Genomic DNA, 19,544 nt, shown 5'->3' with positions numbered 1-19,544 from the left:
CATTATTTCTCAACCCTTAACCGAACACGCCCCCAGGTCACCTTGCGTTCGATCGGGTTGAAGGTCTTGGTTTCGTAGCTTGCGAGGCATTCTATTTCCTTAGCATCCGTTTCAATGTGCATAATGGATTGCTGCGTAAAACCATCCGGCCAGCGTGCAGGGATCATTTCATCGGTAAATTGCTCACGAGAAGCGTCGATACCGACATTGCTAATATTGATTTTCAACCGCTTACCTCCTTCATACAACACAATATCCTCGCCTGCATTCACTTTGCCATCGCCGTTACCTTTCCCTAATGCCGCCTCGCGCACGACTTTGCCGTCGTCGATCCTGATATTGGTAAAGTAAGGCACATCGAAATCGACGGGAACATTGATGACCGTGCTATTGACCATGTTACCATCGTAAACCGTAATTCTCAGTTTAATATCGGCCGGTTCCGCGTGCAATGGGGGCTTTTTATTACAAATCAATTCAAAATCAGGTACTTGAAATAATCTTGCATTTGCATTAACCTGAACCGTTTTTACAGAATCTTTAATCACGATATCCTGATCCGGCGAACTGAGCACCACTTTCAAATTCCCTCCTCCTTCACTACCGCGATTAAACAACCTGATTTTTAATGCATTGCCACTATTTTTCACCCAAGGCTTTCCATTCACCTGAAAATCGAGAAAGCCCCAGCTAGCCTTGTCAGCTGCACGATAAATGCCCGTTTCATTCCCATACGCATCAAAATCCAGACGAATGCGGCCTGAGGCATCGGCTTTCACATCCGAAACCGATACTTTACCCGACCTGAAAGAATAGTTAACAAGCTTGTAATCAGCGCTCGCGCGATAAACCGGCGCGGTTTGCACTTCGATATTCCGGACAGGTACAGTCGGCCCGTGTGGCAGCCATTTTTGAGTATAAACCCCGAAACCCTGCGGCGTAACATCCTTTAAATAAATGAAACCTGGCTGCTGCTTATCGCTTTTAACCTCATATCCCCAAAGCCCGAAGTCCCCGTACAAATCGTAATGCGACCATTTCTTCGGTTGCGGATGCTTTTTACCCAACTCCCTGGCCACGAATGCCATTGCCTTTTCGAAACGGGCCGTTTGCCCGGGATCGTCGACCATATGCCCACCGGGAAACTCCTCCATTTCGATCTTCTTGCCTTCCCACGCCGAGCCCGCCTTCACTTCCTGGTTCAGGAAATACAGAATATCGGTAGGGCTCGTATGAATGCGCATTTTCACATCCTGCAAGTTCGCGAATGTGTACCGCACCGGGTAAAGTGTATGATTATCAGACGTCCCCACAAAAAACTCGGGACTCCCCATCATGCTCACACCTGCGCAGACCTTATCGGGATATTTTCCACTCAAAAAAAGCGACATAAATCCGCCCATGCTAAACCCGATAATTCCCCGGTTGTCACGATCGGTTAGCGTGCGGTAGGTTTGGTCGACATGATCTACGAGTTCCGGGAAATAGTCCTTCATCTGCACCTGGAACTTAATATCTTCATGATTACCAACATTATAAGGCCGCGGCTGAGCTTCCTCCATGTTCCCGTCCCACATGACCATGATCGTCTGATATTTGTCTACCAGCCTTTGCAGCATCGCGTATTCCAGCTTTGCATTGTCATCGCTGGAATGCCGCCCGCCCCAGCCGTGAAAAAAGTAAATGACCGGGTACCGCTTGGTCGCTTGCGCGTAGCCGCTCGGTAAGTACAACCGATAATTCTTTTTGTGTCCAAAAACTTTGCTATCGTGCGTCAGGTCCTGGTAAGGCACCTGCGCGTAAGCACGTGTGAGGCACGCGAGGGTCACGAAAATGCAAATTTTAAAGAGTCGTGTCAGGTTGAATGCGTTCATGGTGGTGGGGTGTTGCTACGGTTGTGCATGGACCAGGTATCCGGCCGTATTTTTGAATTCCTCCTCGCTTACGGTAATCGTGAGTTTTCCATCGGCCCATTTCCAGTGATCCAATGTCGATTCCCCGTTTATGTTACGATGGATAATTTTGGTGGGTTTGTTTTGGGTAAAAAGAGTAATGTGCCCCGGTGCGAACGGTATAAGCGCCACTTGACCGGACGTCGTAATGGGTGCATTATCTTGTGAGATTAATGCCCACTGGCCTGTCCAGTTGATGTTTTCAACGGTTTGCGCCCTTTCTCCTTCCCGCAACACCAAAGCCGTAAGGTTACCTTCCTCTACCCTCCCCCAGCATTTCAATTGCGGCGGCCCCTGCATGTTTCCGGTGCTGCTGTTGTACCAGCGCGGCTCCCATTTCGCGGTACGCCGATGCCAAAGGTTGACGGCCAGCCTGCGGTTCAGAAATTGCGGCGGTACCTGCTCGTTCTCCGCTATTTCACTCGGCAAAACGGCTCCCGGAGAACCTAATATGGCCGAATTGAGCAGGATACCATCATCCAGTGCCCAGTCATAGCACGACGACCCGCTGATCGCTACGCCATAACCCGACAAAAGCGACGCCCACACGCTCCATTCCTGGTGCCCGCGGTGCAGGTCGAACCACAAATCGCCCTGGTCGTCCATCGAAACAAGGTCGGTGAGCGGAACCCACAACGGGCTGATGCCGTAACCCATAATCACCACATCCGGATCGACGCTCTTCGCCGCCTTCGCGATCTGCTGCATCAATGCAAACGTATGTCTTTCGCCGCGCAATGCCGGGTCACGCGGCGCGCCCATATCCGGGTTCGGCAGACCATAGCCAAAATCCAGCTTGATCACGCGCGGTTTGATCTCCTTCATAATACGTACCGTCCGGTCCCAGAGAAACTTCCTGGTCTTCTCCGAGCTGAAATCCATGCAATAATAGGCATCGCCCTGCGGATCGAAATTCCAGTTAGCCATGCACGGCTTGCCGTTTTTATCCAGTATCAAGTCTTTTTTACCCAAACCACACGCAACCGTGTCCTTGATCCACCCGATGGTTTCCCACACACCCACTTCCACACCCTTGTTGCGGATATAGGCAATGTCCTGGTAGAAATCCGGGAACTTCTTCAAATCCGGCACACCCGAACCCTGAGACGACTCCCACGGATCGTCCAGTACCATTACCTCGTTCTGCATTTTTTCCATAAAATCGGCGATCGGGCGGATCGGGTACTTCTTCCACCGCCACATGCCCCAGGTGTTCCAGATCGACGCCGTCTGTTTTCGCAGCGATTCGCCGGCATTCGATTTCTCCACTCCCGGGAATGACGCATAATACTGCCGGAAACTCCCGTAAGCCGTCGTATCGATCGCAAACCGCGCCAAATCTTTCCAAATGCGCGTCTTGCCCGTCGGAGTGCCCCAGAGATCTTCGCGGTATAGAAACTGTAAACATCCTCGCGTCGATTGGATTTTCAGCGACATCGCCGCATTCGGCACCCTCCCTGCGCCTGCTGTAAGCCAGCCGCCGTCGGAACCCATTCCCGCAAAAAGTACCGGTCGCGGAAATGCCGCTCCGTAAGGTGTGCCCATCGAAGGCCCGAAATTGCCTAGTGCAATGGTGGTATGGCCGAAATCCCAACTCCGGAAATAGCTCTGCACCGTCCCGGCCTTCGCGCCCGGCACGCAATAGCCGAACGACTGCCAGTCGGGCATGAACGGCCGGTCCCAGGTCGGTTGCACATTGGCACCATTTACCAACATCGACGCACCGAGATACATTTCAATGATTTTGGGTGTAAAAGCCGCCCATTCCGCCGAAAGCTCCGTAAACCGCCAGCCCGTTGCGGTATTTTCAACCAGCAATCTGCCTTTTCCAAGTCCCGGCCATTGCAGTGAAACGACCAGCTTATCACCTTCTTTTACAGCCGATTGTACCACCGCTTTGGAATACCTTTTCTCCTTTTTCGGGTTCTCATACCAAAGTGAAGGCAACAAGCTACCCTGCCACATCACCCCACCTTTGACACGATGCGACAACGTTGCCTTGTCGTTACCCAGGTCCCATTGGAGCACAAGATCACCGCGCATATGTGTCCACCCGGGTAATGCGTGCGCGGCGCGGGCGGGATTTGAAATGCAAAGAATGATTACCAGAAGGCGGAACGTCGTGTAAATGCGGCTCATAAAAACGGGAAGCGGTCGGCGATTACTTTTTGGTTGTGTCAGGAAAACACTATCTTTCGGCAAGGAAGAAATTTCCGCAAGTGCCTGCAAACAAAATACTTAAATAATTTTCGCAAACCTTTCCGCAAACCTTTGCAGTATGGAGGACATCACACTAAAAACCATCGCCACCAAACTCGGCATCTCCATTTCCACCGTTTCGAGGGCATTAAAAAATCACCCGGACATCAGAGAAAGCACACGTCAGGCCGTGTACGAGCTCGCCGAACAGCTCGACTACGAACCTAACCAGCTTGCATTCCAGCTCCTCAACCGGCGTAGCAACACGATCGGCGTAGTGGTTCCTAAAATCAGTTATGCATTATACCTGCAAGCCCTGCCCGGCATGGCCGAAGTCGCCGAAAAACATGGGTACCAGCTCCTGATCTGCCAGACCGACGATAGTTATGAAAAGGAAGTACGGCAAATCCACAGCCTGCTGAGCTCGCGGACGTCCGGGGTGGTGCTCTCAATGTCGGCCAACACGACCAACTACGACCATTTGCTCAAAATCCAGCGTAAGAACGTGCCGCTGGTGCTCTTCAACCGCGATTGTGAGGAGATTACCTGCTCCAAGGTGCTGATAGACAACCACCGCGCCGCTTATGAAGCGACTTCCGTGCTCATAGCCCAGGACAGGCGTAAAATCGCATTTTTCAGAGGTCCCGAGCATTTACAGATCAGCCAGAAACGCTTCGAAGGCTACTCGCAGGCATTAGCCGACCATCAGATATCCCTGAACCCGGATATTATCAAAATAGCCGCCGACCAGGAAAAAGATTCCACCATCGCCGCCATCACCGAGCTCTTCGACTCCGGGGCACAGCATGACGCTATCCTCGCGTACAGTGACCAGATCGCGCAATGGGCGCTCGTCCTCGCCAAACAACGTGGCATACGCATCCCCCACGACCTCGCGATCATCGGCTTCTACAACGAGCCTACGAACGAGCTCCTGGACCCACCGCTCAGTTCCGTCTCACAGCCGGCCTACGAAATGGGTATCAAAGCGATGGAGCTCGTTTTCAAAGAGCTGAACAGTACGCGGTTTGCATTTGAAAGGGTGGTACTGGAAAGTTCGCTGGTGTTGCGGGGGTCGAGCGAGGTAAATTCACTTCCGTCACAGTAGAGTATCCCGCCCTTTTCCTCGTCTTTCTTTCCAAATGCAAATCCTGATGAAACCCTTAAAACACTACATGATCATTTCTTCCCTGCTGGCAACACCGCTGCTCGCCACAGCCCAGCAGGCGAACGTCAACCTCGACTGGGCGCCGCAGAAGAATACGGAGCAACTGGTACCGTACGGCGGCAATGTCATTTCCCCGGAGGTAAAAGATGATCACACCATTACATTCCGCCTCAAAGCGCCGGAGGCACAGAAAGTGGAGCTGACAGGCGGGCCGATCCTGCTCGCGTTGAAAAGCAAAGCCAATATCCCGTTCACGAAAGACGGAAGTGGTCTTTGGACGCTTACGGTCGGGCCGGTGACGCCGAATATTTATGTGTACCGTTTCCTGATCGACGGGGTAGCCGTGGCCGATCCGAACAATACATTCACAGGTACTTCGAATCAACCGGGATACAGCAACCTCGTCGTACACGGGAGCGGGACCGCGTATTACGACGCGCGCAATGTGCCGCACGGGAGCATTACGAGGCATATTTACCATTCCGATGTGCTGAATGGCGAGCGCGAAATGTTTGTATATACACCGCCGGGTTACGATCCGAAGAAGAAATATCCGGTGCTGTACCTGCTCGGCGGCAGCGGCGAGTTGGCTTCGGGTTGGACGCTCGACGGGCGGGCCAATTTCATCGCGGATAACCTGCTGGCGGAAGGAAAAATCGTGCCGATGATCATCGCCATGCCGAACAACCAGGTAATCCACCGTAGCGATCCTAAGCATTTAGACAAAACCTACAAGCTGTTTGAAGCAGAGTTACGCAAGCAGATCGTGCCGTTTGTGGATGCACATTATAGTACTGTGAAAGACCGCAAAGGACGGGCGATCTCCGGACTTTCGATGGGTGGCAGGCATACGGAAGCCGTGGGTTTCAATGCGATAGACTTGTTCAGCTCTTTCGGCATATTGAGCGCAGGCGATCTGGAACCGGAAAAACTGAACCCGGCATTCTTCAATGATCCCAAAATCAAGGATAAAGTAAATTACCTGCTCGTAGGCCTCGGAGGCAACGAACAACAGGAAGCCATCGGCAAAAGATCGGCCGCCACGCATGCCGCCCTGGAAAAAATCGGCGTGAAACACGACTACTCCATCGCTGGCGAAGGCGCCCACGACTGGGGCACGTGGCGATTGCTCCTGCACGATTCGTTACTGCCGAGGCTGTTTCGGAAATTTTGAATGAGTGAATGAGTGAATAGTCATTTGTTGTCAAGAATCGTCATTTGTTGTCACATGTAGTCATTAATAGTATTCTAATTACAGCATAACACCTGACTATAAGTGACCATTCACTGTTCCACAGCGGCTCATTCAAAATTCACTCATTCACTCATTCACTCATTCACTCATTCCTGTTCCACAGCGACTCATTCAAAATTCACTCATTCACTGTTCCACAGCGGCTCATTCATTCATTCATTCATTCAATCATTCAATCATTCAATCATTAAAAAATGGCCTATTTCAATATCGACGCCATTAAGGCGCAAACTTTTGACGCGATCGTTGTGGGGACCGGGATCAGCGGAGGCTGGGCGGCGAAGGAACTGACCGAAAAAGGATTGAAAACCCTCGTGCTCGAACGCGGGCGCGATGTGAAGCATATTGTAGATTACCCCACCACGAATATGATGCCGTGGGAGTTCGAACACCGCGGGTTGCCGCCGCTTGCCGTCCGCGAGGCGAGCCCGATGGCCAGCAAACATTACATTTTCAGGGAGGATGCGATGCATTTCGTGGTGAAGGATTACGAGCACCCGTATGTGCAGGACCAGCCGTTCAGCTGGATGCGCGGTTACCAGGTCGGCGGTCGCTCGCTGTTGTGGGCGCGGCAGACGCAGCGGTGGTCGGATTACGATTTCGAGGGTCCTGCCCGCGATGGGTTCGCAACCGACTGGCCGATCCGATACAAGGATATAGCGCCCTGGTACAGCTATGTGGAGAAGTTCGCGGGTATTTCGGGGAACAAGGATGGGCTGCCACAGCTGCCCGACGGCGAGTTTCTGCCCCCGCACGAAATGAGCTGCGTGGAAAAGCATTTCAGCGACCAAACCGCGAAAAATTACAAAGGTACCCGTCCGGTGATCATCGGCCGCGCCGCACACATTACCGATCCGCAGCCGATCCACACCCAGCAGGGCCGCGCCAAATGCCAGCACCGCAATATGTGCCAGCGCGGTTGTCCGTTCGGCGGGTATTTCAGTACCAATGCAGCCACATTACCCTGGGCAGAAAAGACGGGTAATCTTACATTGAGGCCGCATTCGGTGGTGCATTCGGTGATTTATGATGAAAAGAAAAAGCGCGCTACGGGCGTGCGCGTGGTGGACGCACAGACGAAGCAAATGACCGAGTATTATGCCAAAATCATCTTCATCAATGCCTCCGCCATCAATTCAAACCTGATTTTGCTCAATTCCAAATCCAGCCGCTTCCCGAACGGGTTAGGCAACGACAGCGGGGTTCTGGGCAAATTCATCGGTTTTCACAACTATCGCGGCCGGGTGAGCGCAGACTTCGACGGTTATCACGACCGCACCGTTGACGGCCGCCGCCCGAATGGGGCCTACATCCCCCGTTTTCGCAATGTTTTCAAGCAGGAAACCGATTTCCTTCGCGGTTATGCCACTTCGTTTTCCGCTTCCAAAGTCGGGAATGCGAACGACGGACTCGGCGAATCGTTGAAAAACAGCCTGTTTGCGCCGGACGAAAGCGGCTGGTCGCTGGGCGCGCAGATGATGGGCGAGGTAGTTACCAAAGAAACCAATTTCATTTCACTCCACGAAAGTCTGAAAGACGACTGGGGCATTCCGCAGCTGCGCATGAATGTGTCGTTCGACGACAACGACATGAAAATGGTGAAGGATTTTTACACCGAACTCAGCGAGATGCTCGATAGGGCCGGTTTCAAAAACATCAAAACCGGCGACACGCAACGGAACCCCGGCAGCGAAAACCACGAAATGGGCGGTGCCAGAATGGGGAAGGACGCAAAAACCTCCATGCTCAACAAATGGAACCAGATGCACCACGTCCCGAACGTATTCGTCACCGACGGCGCCTGCATGACATCCACCGCCACCCAAAACCCCTCGCTAACCTACATGGCGCTCACCGCCCGTGCTGCCGATTACGCCGTGGCGCAGATGCGGAAAGGGAACATATGAGGGCAATTTTTCAATGAGCGGTCAGGTCTTGTCAAGATTAGTCATGAATGGTCATGAGTGGTCAGATTTTCCTATTGCAAATATCGATTTCTGACCATACCTGACTACTCATGACAATACCTGACCACTCATGACAATACCTGACTTCTCATGACAAGACCTGACCACATTTGACTATTCACTCATTCAACATTAAACACGACCGTAACGTAGTACATTCCCCCTACCGACGGGCCACCGAGGAAAGAGACGTAGTATTTGTTCAGCAAATTACTCGCCCCAACCTTGACCAGGCTTTTCAGTGCAGGTATGCGGTAAGTCACCTGGGCGTCGAGGCTGCTGTATGACGGCACGTTGCCTGTGACCAGGAAGGTTTGCGAATAGTAGCCTGATTGCCATTTGTAGGAGATGGTAGCATCCATATTGCCGAGGAGGTTGGTGCGGGAAACGGAGGCGTTCCACATCCATTTCGGCGTGTTGAAGCCGTCTTCGAGGCCGTCCTGGTTTTCGGCGTTTTTGAGTTTGGCGAAGGTGGTATTGACGCCGAAAACCCATTTTTTCTCCCATTGGTAGTTCAACCCCGCACTGAAACCGTAATTGTTGATGATCGAGCGCGAGTTGGTGTACATCCGGTATTGCGCCTGGCGAGATTTGTCGTAGAGGTCGTGCGGGATTGTGGCTGCGTCGGTCGATACGGGTACATTCATGTTGGTCTGCGCGATGAAATTGCTGTACCGGTTGAAATACAGATCCGCATTCACAAACAATGCCCTGCCGAAGAAAAGGCCCTTGTAACCCGCTTCCCAGGTTTTCGTGTGCTCGGGTTTCAGGTAGGTGTAGGTGTTCTTTTTAAGTAAACCCTTGTTCTTCTCGATCGCGGCGTCCTGTGTGAGGCTATTTTGATTAATATCATTCAAAACAGCCGCCTGGAAGCTGGTGATGGAGTTCGCCAGCCACGCATTCTCGAAAATGCCCTGCGACATCACCGGCAGCCCTCCTACCCGCTTCACCCCGCCGCTGTTGACATTGCTGTACGCTTCGAAAATGCTCGGAAAGCGATAGCCGGTCTGGAACGAAACGCGGATATTGTGGTCGTGAACCGGACTGTAAACGGCCGATAACCGCGGGTTGAACGTCGTTTTGAAATAGTCGTTCTTATCCGCCCGCAGGATCACTCCGAGCCGTAATTTCTTCTGAATCAAATCTTTATTCAGAGAAACAAACCCGCCCGTTTTACCATATGTAATGCTTTTGCCATCTTTTCCGGGCTCCGGGTTCACGAAATAATTACCATCCGGCACGATGATATAGGTCCGGTGGTCGGCGCCTAGCAGGATATCGAGCTCGTATTTGCCTTTCCAGGTTTTGAGGTACTTTTCGGTGAGGCTTACCTGTGCTTCGGCATGGACAAAATCCGCTTTCACGCGCAATGCGGCGCCCACATCCCAGTTATTGATGTCCTGCAATTTTTGTAGTTGGGCATTGAAAGTGCCGGTGCCGGGCAGGTAACGACCCGCATCGGCTGCCGCGCGGGCTTGCCGCATCGCGTCCGCCACCGCAGCCCCGCCAGTGACGGCGCTGTTGAAGCCTTTGGTGAAATCTGCATACCAGTCGTTGTCGGATTTATAGCTGCGGTCCATGTTCTCCGCCATCGAGCGCAGGTTGTAGGAGCGGCCGGTATTTTCGGAATTGATATACAACTTAGCCTGTACCGAGGCCGACTGGTACTGGATACCTTGCTGCTGTATGAGGTAATTTTCAAGACGGAAACGGTTGGCGCGTTGGTACACATTATCCAGCAGGCCGAAATGGTAGGTGTAGGTCAACATGGCGCCTGGGGCTACTTTGAAGTAAAGGCCCGCGTCGCCTTTGATATTCTGCAAGTTATAATCCACCACCTCCGCTTCCTGGTAGCCGGTGCGGCTCACCACGTAGCGTTTGCCACCCAATGTGACGGTCTTCCGGTTGGAACTTTCGTTGCCATATTTGTTCACCGGGTCGCTGGCCGGGTTATCCGCCCCGAAAAGCTGCGTACTGCTGTTGGCATTCCCAATGAGCTCGGTCTGGTCGGAGGCGATCCAGTCATAACCTTTGGTGAATGCGCCGTTGACTTTAAATGCAAATTTCGGGGTAATGACTTTGGCATAACGGATCGTCGTTTCTGTGAACGGCTTTGCGCTGCTATGGCTGTCGTTCAGGTGGTTAATCGCCGTTTTTTGCTGGACCGAAAGGCCTTCTGAATTGAAGGGATTTTTGGTGAAAAAATTCGCCAGCCCATTCACGGTGTTCATTCCGTATAATGCCGAAGCCGTGCCGGGCAATATTTCAATGCTGGCAATATCGAGGTCCGTCGGCCCGAGTGAGTTGCCGATCGCCCCGCCGATGTGCGGAGATTGCACATCCATCCCGTCGGTCAGCTGCGCGAAACGCACATTGGTTGTATTGGAAAACCCTCTCGCATTCAACACCTTGAAACCCATCGAAGGAGTGATCATATGCACGCCCTGCACATTTTCGAGCGCATCGAAAAACGACAATGCCGGCGACAGCGCCGTAGCTTTGGCACTCACCTTCTGCACGCTCACCGGCGATACGAGAATGCTTTCGATCACCCGCGAGGCCGTCACCACCACCTCGTCGAGCGCACGCGCTTTCAATGTGTCGGTTTCAGTTTGCGCCCTAAGCGTGAGTGGGAGTATTAAAATTAATGCAGTAAAAAATCTTTTCATGAGAGCGACGCCAGCGTTATATCCAATTGGAAATATCGCAAAGTAAGAGAAAAACTACGTTGCGCCCAACGTACCAAAGCGCTCATTTTTTGTAAAGTTGAAATGGGAACGATGCGTGAAAGTTGCATGCCAAGGGCATTAAAAGCATCTGTGCAGGGAATTTTGCTACCAATATTACATGCCTAACGGCATTTAGCGGCTTGCACCGCGATGAATTATGAATGAGTGACCGGGTCGCCGGAGCGATGAGCCGCCGTGGAATGGGGGAATTAGTGATTAGTCAGAGGTAGTCTTGGTATTTCAAAAAATGCATCTGACAACTCTGAACAATACCTGACTATTCAGTCATTCAACCCGCTCAAACTCAAAATTCCCCTTAATATACCTGTTCAAAAACGTCCCCTTCGAACCCGAGGTTTTCATGGCCTGGTACACTTCCCAGGGGACGTTTTTGTAGTCGTACACCATCCCCGAAACATATACGATGCGCAATGTTTCCTTTTCCTCGTTGTAGATCATTTGGGAAACGACGGTGGATGGCATGGTGGATTTTAATTGAAGTCGTCCAGTGCCTCGCGCAGGTCGTCGACGGCTTTGGATGAAATATTCGAATCCGTGAAAATCGATTTGACGGTCGCTTTACTGCCGTAGAGGCCGGTATTCGCCCGCACATCGACGTCGAGCATGGCGCCGTTCACGGTCACGCCGGCGAACAGGCCTTTGGCGCGTGAATAGGAATATACTTCGGCTTCCAGCTTGTAATCCGTTGTGGCGGAGGCATTCTTGCTCACCGGCCCGGCGGCTACCGACACGTCACCGCCGAGGGTATAGTCGCCTTTTTCGATATTCATGAGCGATTTGTCGCTTTTGAATACCAATACCAGGTCCACCGCCTGCACGCCGATCTGCGCGCCTACGCTACCGCCCGTGATCGTCACAAATACCGGGTCGCTCCACTTGCCGTCTTCCCGTTTGATCATCGCCAGTCCCCTGCCATGCTTTCCGCCGACGATCAGGCCGCCGTTGATCATCCTCGGCACGATGATAATGCCTTTGGAGGCCTCGATCAGCTGCGCGGGTATCTGGATTCCGTTAAAATCGCTGAGTACCGCGGTGGCGGCGTTTATCTTTTCTTCTTCTTTGTTCTGTGCGAAAGAAGGGGCTGCAATGGCCAGGCCGATCAGGAGGAGGGCTTGCATTTTCATGGATTTCAAATTGTTGAGGAACATAAATTATTGGGATTAATGGGTATAAAAAAGTACTTCAAGGATCGTGCCTGTCAGTCCCGGAAAACCGCATTCCGACAACAGGAACCCGCATCCGGACGCCAACAAGCCGTCGTCCGCAACTTTTAACGCAGTACTACGCCGTTTCTGATCCGTTGGTATGATTTTGATGACAGAATTACCGGAAACAATGTCAATCCCCAACCACATTTTACTATGGATGCCAAAGCAATCAGTCTGAGCGAGACCGACGTAAAACCCGTTGTAGATCTGCTGAATGACTACCTCGCCAACTATCACATTCATTATCAAAAACTGAGAGGCTGCCACTGGAATATCAAGGGGCAAAATTTTTTCACCCTGCACGTTAAATTCGAAGAATTGTACACCAATGCGCAGGAAACGATCGACGAGATCGCCGAACGCGTACTGACCCTGGGCAAGCCTCCGCACAGCCGTTTCGCGGATTATATCAACGAATCGGAGATCAAGGAGATTAACACCATCGGCATGAAGGACCTCGACATGGTGGACGCCGTGCTCGACGATTTCGGCAAGCTCATCGCACTCGAACGCGAGCTCCTCACCGCCACCGAAGAAGCCAGCGACGACGGTACCAACGACATGGTGAACCGTTTCATGCAGTTCAAAGAAAAGAATACCTGGATGCTGCGCTCGTTCGCCGGGAAGAAATAAATGAAACCTATGCACACCCATGGCCGCGTTTTGAAATCAGGCGCGGCTTTTTTGTGCATTGCTTTTTGCGCGGGATTGGTTTATTTGCGGTAATACTCCATGTCTCCTACCAATGCGACCCATTCCTGAATTTAAAATCAGCTCCGTTCCCCTCCTGGCTCCAATCCGTTTCGCACGCGATCCGCTGCGGTTCCTGCGGCAGGGTTTCGACGAATGTGGGGATACGTTCAAAATCAAGTTGTTCAGGGAATTCATTGTCACGCGTGACCCGGCCTTTTTCCGGCACGTGTTGCAACAACACCATAAAAATTTCAAGAAAGGCAACTCCGTCAAGCTCCTCCGTCCTGTATTAGGTAATGGTCTGGTAATCAGCGATGGCGATTTTTGGTTAAGACAAAGAAGGCTCGTACAACCGGCATTCCACCGCGAGCGGCTTCTGGACCTGTTTCTTACAATGGGCGGGCTTACGGCCGCATTTATCGAAGAACTGGAACAATTCCGGGGCAAAGCGGCCATTGATATCGATGCCAAAATGATGGGCATTACCTCCGACATTGCGCTGAAAACGCTGTTCGGGAACATGAATACCGAGGATAAGGAGCAGATTTACCAGCAGGTAAGTCGCACGCAGACCTACCTCGTCACCCGCGTACGCAAGCCCTACCGCCTGCCGCTGATGGCGATCAATGGCGAGGACCGGCGTTTCAAATCCGACCTGGCCTATTTCAACAGCCTGGTTTACGATTTTATACGAAAACGACGCTTGTCCGGCGAGACGCCCAACGACCTGCTCCAACTCCTGCTCGACAGTACGGACGAGGAAACCGGCGAGCAAATGAACGACGAACAGATCCGCGACGAGGCCATTACCATGTTCGCGGCAGGCCACGAAACCTCCGCAACCGGACTGAGCTGGCTGCTATGGGAGCTTTCCGCACAGCCGGAGATTGTGGCGCGCATCCGCAAGGAGAGTGAAATTTTTGAAACAGTACCCGGTTTCGAACAGCTCATTCAAATGCCTTATACCCGGCAAGTTGTGGAGGAAGGCCTTCGCCTGTACCCGCCCGCGTGGACGATGACGCGCGAGAGCACCGTCGACCAGGAGATTGAAGGTTATGGTATTCCAAAAGGCAGTTCGGTATTCATGTCGATCTTCGAACTGCACCGGAACCCCAACCTCTGGGAAAATCCCTCTGCATTCAATCCTGAAAACTTTCAGGCGGAAACCGTGAAAAACCGGGCGAAATTCAACTACCTGCCATTTGGCGCCGGGCCGAGGATATGCATCGGGCAGCAGTTTGCATTGATGGAAATGCAGCTGGTACTGGCCGCGCTGGTGAAGCGCTTCGACTTCGTGCGCGAGCCGGGTTCCACCGTGGGAATGCACCCCCAGATTGTTTTAAAATCGACCAACGGTATTAAATTGTACATCCGATAAGCCGATACTGAACGAATTTTATGCACGAATCCATAATCCTCTACCTTTCGCTGGTGATGGTGATCATGTTCCTGGTCATGCTGGCGCAAAGGATCAAAATCGCCTACCCGATCATGCTCGTACTGGGCGGGCTCGCATTGAGCCTGGTTCCAGGCCTGCCGTCGGTAGAGATCGATCACCAGCTGATCTTCCTGATATTCCTGCCGCCGTTGTTGTATGAAGCGGCCTGGCAGACTTCCTGGAAAGATTTCTGGAAATGGCGGCGCGTGATCGGCTCCTTCGCATTCATTATCGTGATCCTCACCTCGTGCGTGATCGCGTACGTATCGCGGGCGGTTATACCCGGGTTCACGCTCGCGCTCGGCTTCCTGCTGGGCGGGATCATCTCGCCGCCCGATGCCGTGGCCACCAGTTCGATTCTCAAGAATGTAAAAGTCCCGAAGCGGCTGATCACCATTACCGAGGGCGAAAGCCTGCTGAACGACGCGTCGTCGCTGATCGTCTTCCGTTTCGCATTGATAGCGGTGGCGTCCGGCAGTTTCGTGCTTACCGACGCGATCGGCAGCTTTTTCCTCGTGATTATCATGGGTTTCGCCGTCGGACTAGGCGTGGCAATGCTGTTTTACGCCATTCACCGATGGTTGCCCACTACCCCCAGCATCGACACGATCCTGACATTCGTGGCGCCCTACGCGATGTACATCACCGCGGAAGAATTTCACTTTTCGGGCGTCATTGCCGTTGTTACAGGAGGGTTGTTCCTCTCCCGGAACCAGCATAGTATTCTAAGCCATTTAAGCCGCATTCAGGGAATTAATGTATGGTCGACCGTCGGGTTTGTGCTCAACGGCATCGTTTTCATGCTGATAGGCCTGGAACTCCCCGTGATCATACAAGGGTTTGGGGAAGCCTCCCTGGCGGAAGCGATCAAATACGGGCTCATCATTTCCCTGGTCGTGATCATTACGCGTATTGCGAGCACGTTGGGGGCATCCATTTTCACGGTATTTATCAGTCGCTTCATCAAAACTGCCGACAGGAGTCCCGGGTTTCGGATGCCGTTCGTCTTCGGTTGGGCCGGTATGCGCGGGGTGGTTTCGCTGGCTTCGGCATTGTCCATTCCCCTGTTGCTGGATAACGGACAGCCCTTTCCGCAACGTAGCATGATCCTCTTCATCACTTTTGTAGTCATTCTGGTAACCCTCGTGTTCCAGGGCCTTACGCTACCGCTGGTTGCGAAATGGATGAATGTCGAAGAGCGGGATTATGCCGTTTCCTCGCACGAACAGGACGCTAACATCCGTCGAAAGCTCACCGCCGCTTCGCTGGATTTGATCCAAAAGAAATATGCGGATGAAATCGGTCACCACGAGTTGCTTCAAGGGCTGAAACACCGGCTGGAAAGCGATATCGGTTTTATGGACCACGTCAGGGAACTCGACGCAGCCGACTCCGAGCACGAATATATCGCACGTTACCAACACATTACCAAGGAAATACTCGAACACAAACGCCACATCCTCCACGAGTTCAACAAAAAGGAAACCTACGAGGAAGAAATCGTACGCCAGCACCTGGCGCAAATAGACCTGGAAGAAGAGAAGTTACGACAGCAGTTTTTGCATATGGAGTGAGGGGTGGTCATTCAAGCATTACTGATAACCGGCAACACCGCCGCCACCATCCTCTGCTTCCCGCCACGTTCCCGGTCAAAGAAATAATCCAGTCTACCCAGGTTAATGCCGGCAAAACCGACCTGGTTGATCGTGGTAACCTTGCCGTCCAGGTTCAAAATGTTTTCAGGCTCTTTCATAAATGTATGCGTGTGCCCGCCGATGATGAGGTCGATGTTGCGGGTGGATTTCGCCAGGACCTGGTCGGAGACTTTATTTTCCTTGTATTTGTATCCCAGATGCGAGAGGCAGATCACGAAGTCGCAATGCTGCTCGTTTTTGAGTAATGAGGCTATTTCATTGGCCTTGGCGATCGGGTCGAGGTAAACGGTTTCGAGGTAGTTCTTTTTATTAACCAAACCTTCCAGTTCGATACAAACCCCGAAAATGCCGATTTTCAGGCCCTGCTTTTTAAATATTTTGTAGGGCTGTGTTTTGCCTTTCAGTTCGGTATTGCTGAAATCGTAGTTACCGACCAGGAAGGGGAAGTTTGCATGCGGAAGCTGCTTCACGAAGCCGGCAATGCTGTTGTCGAAATCGTGGTTGCCCATGGTGGAGGCATCGTATCCCATCTGGCTCATGATCGTAAATTCCAGCTCGCCGCCGTACAAATTGAAATAGGGCGTTCCCTGAAAAACGTCGCCAGCGTCCAGCAAAAGCACATTTGTTTGCTCCGCACGGATTTGCTTTACCAATGCCGCACGACGCGCCACGCCCCCGAGCCCCTGGTTACGCGAGCCGTCCATCGGGAATGGATCGATGCGGCTGTGGACGTCGTTCGTATGCAGGATGGTAAGTTGGACCACCGAATCACGTCTGGCAAATGCCGGTAGCGTGCCAAAACCCAATGCGGCAGCAGCCAGGCCGCCCTTTTTGAGGAAATCCTTCCTATTTATCTGAAACAATTCTTCCATCGAGTTGAGCGGTTATTTTCTTGCCCTGGCGCGTCAGGTCACCGATATTTTCAAACAATGCTTCCCTTACTTTCTGGCCGATCTCCCTGCGTTCGAGCGGGTTGCGAAGGCATTCGAGCTCGTCGCCCCCGTCGGCGAGGTAGTCGTAGGTGAGCAGATTATAGGTTTTATTAATGTCAAAAGGCTGGCCTCCGATCGTGATGTCGTAGGCCTTGTTATCCCTGATTTTCATACGGATACCCGCCACCGGTTCGCCATCTTTTTTGGCAATAAAATCGATGACCTGCTGCACGTTCGGCCCCGAGAGTTTGAGCACAACCATTTCATTTTCAAACGGCATGAGCTCGAAAACGTGGGAAACCGTGATATTGCCTTTGGGAAAAGTGGTACGCAGCCCGCCTTTGGTCGCGAGCGTGAATTGAATGGCGGGATCTTTCTTCAACCCCTCTTTGAGCATGGCATCGGCGAAGAAGTTGCCCATGAGGGTTTCGGGATTGGACGGCTTGGTAAGCGCCTGTTCGGTCTGGCCCACTACCCGGTTCATTTCGGCCTGCATTTTGTCTTTGAAAGGCTGATAGTACCGGATTATAGCAGAATCGGCACCGACCTGCTGGTCGATGCCGTACTGTTTGTATTCGCTTTTGGAAACGGTGAGGTGTTTTTGGCAGGAGGCCAGCAGGCCGAGGCCCGCGAGAAGTACCGTACCGAGTCTGACAGGAGTTTTCATAGTGTATTTCAAAAACCTGAAATTACATCTGAAACTCCGGATTTCCTGCTACCAGCCGTCATTCTGGCGCAGATTCGGGTTCGCATCGATCTGCGATTGCGGAATCGGATAGAGTTCGAGGCGCGGCGTGTAAGGGATCAGCACATTGTCGATGATCTGATCGTCGGACATGGCCGCGATTTCTTCCTGCAAAGTCCCCCAGCGGCGGATATCAAATACCGTATTGAATTCCCCGCTCAGTTCCAGCCTTCGTTCGGTGCGGATAGCCGCGCGCAATGCCGCAGCACCGGCGGCTTTCGAAGGAGCGGCTTTCGCACGGGCACGAACGCGGTTCAGCAACGGGAGCGCATCCGCGGGCTTGCCGGTTTCCACCAATGCTTCCGCGAGCGAAAGCAGCACGTCCGAAAACCGCATTTCGATCAGGTCGGCGCTGTAACCCTGCACAGGTGCTCCCGCCGGCCGCGCTGCCCGCGCGAGTTTCCCAAATGCAATACCATATTTGAAATCGTCGTGCGAAAACGGCTGTTTGGTCCGCTGGTTCAGGTAATGCGAGGTCGTTGGGTCATAGATAATGCTATCGCCCGGCTCGGCGCCCGCGCGGGCGCCGCCCGTGAATGCATACCTGGATACGAGCGTGTAATCACGACGCGTGTCGGTTTTATCGAACAGTTTGTAATAGTCGTAGGTCAAACCGTAGTTGGTCTGTTCATCGCCATTTACCAGCCCCGAGGGGAATAAATGGAACGGCAATATATTCCCATTCTGGTTCGAAGGATTGACAAAATAACCGAACGACAACACGATCTCGCGGTTGCGTTCATTGGCCAATGCGAACACATCGGCAAAATTTGGCAGCAGCTCCATATCATACTTTTCCTCATTCACCGCGCCTACCAACTCGCTTAGTTTTTCGATCGCTTTCTGGTAGTTTTCAGTTCTATTTAAAGGCTTCCCGGCCATTGTCAGGTACACTTTGCCCATTAATGCCTTGACAGTGCCCGCCGAAACGCGGCCGAGTTCCGCGCCGCCGCGCGAATCCGGCAGAATAGTTTCCGCAAATGCCAGATCGGCCAGGATGGCCTCGTACACCTCCGCGTCCGTCGCACGAGGCGCAAAAATCAGGTCTTTTTCTTCGAACGACCCAATTTCTTTCAATATCAACGGCACGCCGCCAAACAGCCTTACGAGGTTGAAATAGGCATAAGCCCGCAGCACCCGCGCTTCGGCAATGTAGGGATCGGCTTCCTCTTCTTCCCCGGGAACGGCCATTTTAGCATTGTCGATCACCGTATTAGCACGGTAAATGATCTTGTAAAACCTCGCCCAGACCGATTCGAATGCGCCGGAAGCAGAGGTATGCGCGAACCGGTAATACGGATCGGCGCCTGAGCCGAGAATACCGGCGGTAGCATAGCGGTGACCGGATTCGGTGAGGACGAAACGATTATAAATGTCGGAATGATCGGTGGTGGTCCAGGCCTGGTAAACGCCGATCGTCGCCTGATTCAGGCCATCCTCGTCCTTGAAGGCCACATCTTTGCCCAGCGAGGAATAAGGCGATTCTTCCAGGTTATCCTTGCAGGACGCAATGCCCAGCAAAGCCAGCAGCATTACGGATATCTTGATATGTATTTTCATATTTTTCAAATGCATTGGTCAA

Annotated in this window: 14 protein-coding genes; 6 read left to right on the top strand and 8 right to left on the bottom strand. The window is 52.5% G+C overall.

Translation table 11 applies throughout. The annotated features are described in order from the left end of the window. Positions 1-2: 2 nt before the first annotated feature. Positions 3-1,874, bottom strand: a complete 1,872-nt coding sequence (locus tag BMW93_RS17865; RefSeq protein ID WP_090379193.1) for an esterase family protein — start codon at positions 1,872-1,874, stop codon at positions 3-5. 15 nt (positions 1,875-1,889) lie between these two features. Further along, a complete protein-coding gene (locus BMW93_RS17860) occupies positions 1,890-4,091 on the bottom strand; it encodes a hypothetical protein (RefSeq protein WP_090379190.1) in 2,202 nt (733 codons plus the stop codon). A gap of 139 nt (positions 4,092-4,230) precedes the next feature. Between BMW93_RS17860 and BMW93_RS17855 the strand changes: the two genes are divergently transcribed. The 3 genes from BMW93_RS17855 (at position 4,231) to BMW93_RS17845 (ending at position 8,481) form a co-directional block, all read left to right on the top strand. Then, the gene (locus BMW93_RS17855; RefSeq protein ID WP_090379187.1) at positions 4,231-5,259 is read left to right on the top strand and encodes a LacI family DNA-binding transcriptional regulator; all 1,029 of its coding nucleotides are present in this window, start codon (positions 4,231-4,233) and stop codon (positions 5,257-5,259) included. Positions 5,260-5,305: 46 nt separating this feature from the next. Beyond that, the gene (locus tag BMW93_RS17850; RefSeq protein WP_229240553.1) at positions 5,306-6,493 is read left to right on the top strand and encodes an esterase; all 1,188 of its coding nucleotides are present in this window, start codon (positions 5,306-5,308) and stop codon (positions 6,491-6,493) included. 275 nt (positions 6,494-6,768) lie between these two features. After that, complete coding sequence (locus tag BMW93_RS17845; protein ID WP_090379181.1) at positions 6,769-8,481, top strand: GMC oxidoreductase; 1,713 nt, start codon at positions 6,769-6,771, stop codon at positions 8,479-8,481. Positions 8,482-8,663: 182 nt separating this feature from the next. Here the strand turns inward: BMW93_RS17845 and BMW93_RS17840 are convergent, their stop codons facing one another. The 3 genes from BMW93_RS17840 to BMW93_RS17830 all read right to left on the bottom strand — a co-directional run bounded on the left by BMW93_RS17840 (position 8,664) and on the right by BMW93_RS17830 (position 12,415). Continuing rightward, positions 8,664-11,210 (bottom strand): TonB-dependent receptor, encoded by a 2,547-nt coding sequence (locus BMW93_RS17840; protein WP_090379178.1) that lies wholly within the window; start codon positions 11,208-11,210, stop codon positions 8,664-8,666. Between the two features lie 345 nt (positions 11,211-11,555). Further along, positions 11,556-11,753, bottom strand: coding sequence for a KTSC domain-containing protein (locus tag BMW93_RS17835; RefSeq protein ID WP_090379175.1), 198 nt, complete (start codon positions 11,751-11,753; stop codon positions 11,556-11,558). 8 nt (positions 11,754-11,761) lie between these two features. Then, positions 11,762-12,415, bottom strand: a complete 654-nt coding sequence (locus tag BMW93_RS17830; protein ID WP_229240552.1) for a lipid-binding SYLF domain-containing protein — start codon at positions 12,413-12,415, stop codon at positions 11,762-11,764. A 237-nt stretch (positions 12,416-12,652) separates the two neighbouring features. On the opposite strand from BMW93_RS17830, the gene BMW93_RS17825 reads away from it, so the two are divergent. From BMW93_RS17825 to BMW93_RS17815, 3 genes are all read left to right on the top strand, one after another. After that, positions 12,653-13,132, top strand: coding sequence for a Dps family protein (locus BMW93_RS17825; protein WP_090147082.1), 480 nt, complete (start codon positions 12,653-12,655; stop codon positions 13,130-13,132). A 112-nt stretch (positions 13,133-13,244) separates the two neighbouring features. After that, positions 13,245-14,570 carry a cytochrome P450 gene (locus tag BMW93_RS17820; protein WP_090379168.1) on the top strand — a complete coding sequence of 442 codons (1,326 nt, stop codon included), beginning with the start codon at positions 13,245-13,247 and terminating at the stop codon, positions 14,568-14,570. 20 nt (positions 14,571-14,590) lie between these two features. Further along, a complete protein-coding gene (locus BMW93_RS17815) occupies positions 14,591-16,204 on the top strand; it encodes a Na+/H+ antiporter (RefSeq protein ID WP_090379165.1) in 1,614 nt (537 codons plus the stop codon). An 11-nt stretch (positions 16,205-16,215) separates the two neighbouring features. Here the strand turns inward: BMW93_RS17815 and BMW93_RS17810 are convergent, their stop codons facing one another. From BMW93_RS17810 to BMW93_RS17800, 3 genes are read right to left on the bottom strand one after another with little or no spacing between them, the layout of a single operon-like run. Next, entirely contained in the window at positions 16,216-17,157 is a 942-nt protein-coding gene (locus BMW93_RS17810) for a metallophosphoesterase (protein ID WP_090379162.1), read from the bottom strand. Further along, a complete protein-coding gene (locus BMW93_RS17805) occupies positions 17,132-17,884 on the bottom strand; it encodes a 5'-nucleotidase C-terminal domain-containing protein (protein ID WP_090379159.1) in 753 nt (250 codons plus the stop codon). The genes BMW93_RS17810 and BMW93_RS17805 overlap by 26 nt, the downstream gene beginning before the upstream one ends. A 48-nt stretch (positions 17,885-17,932) precedes the next feature. Then, complete coding sequence (locus BMW93_RS17800; protein WP_090379156.1) at positions 17,933-19,522, bottom strand: RagB/SusD family nutrient uptake outer membrane protein; 1,590 nt, start codon at positions 19,520-19,522, stop codon at positions 17,933-17,935. Positions 19,523-19,544: the final 22 nt, after the last annotated feature.

The organism is Dyadobacter sp. SG02 (genome assembly GCF_900109045.1).
GTDB lineage: Bacteria > Bacteroidota > Bacteroidia > Cytophagales > Spirosomataceae > Dyadobacter.
Note: the sequence above shows the minus strand (reverse complement) of the source record. Positions and strands in the feature narration are given on the sequence as shown.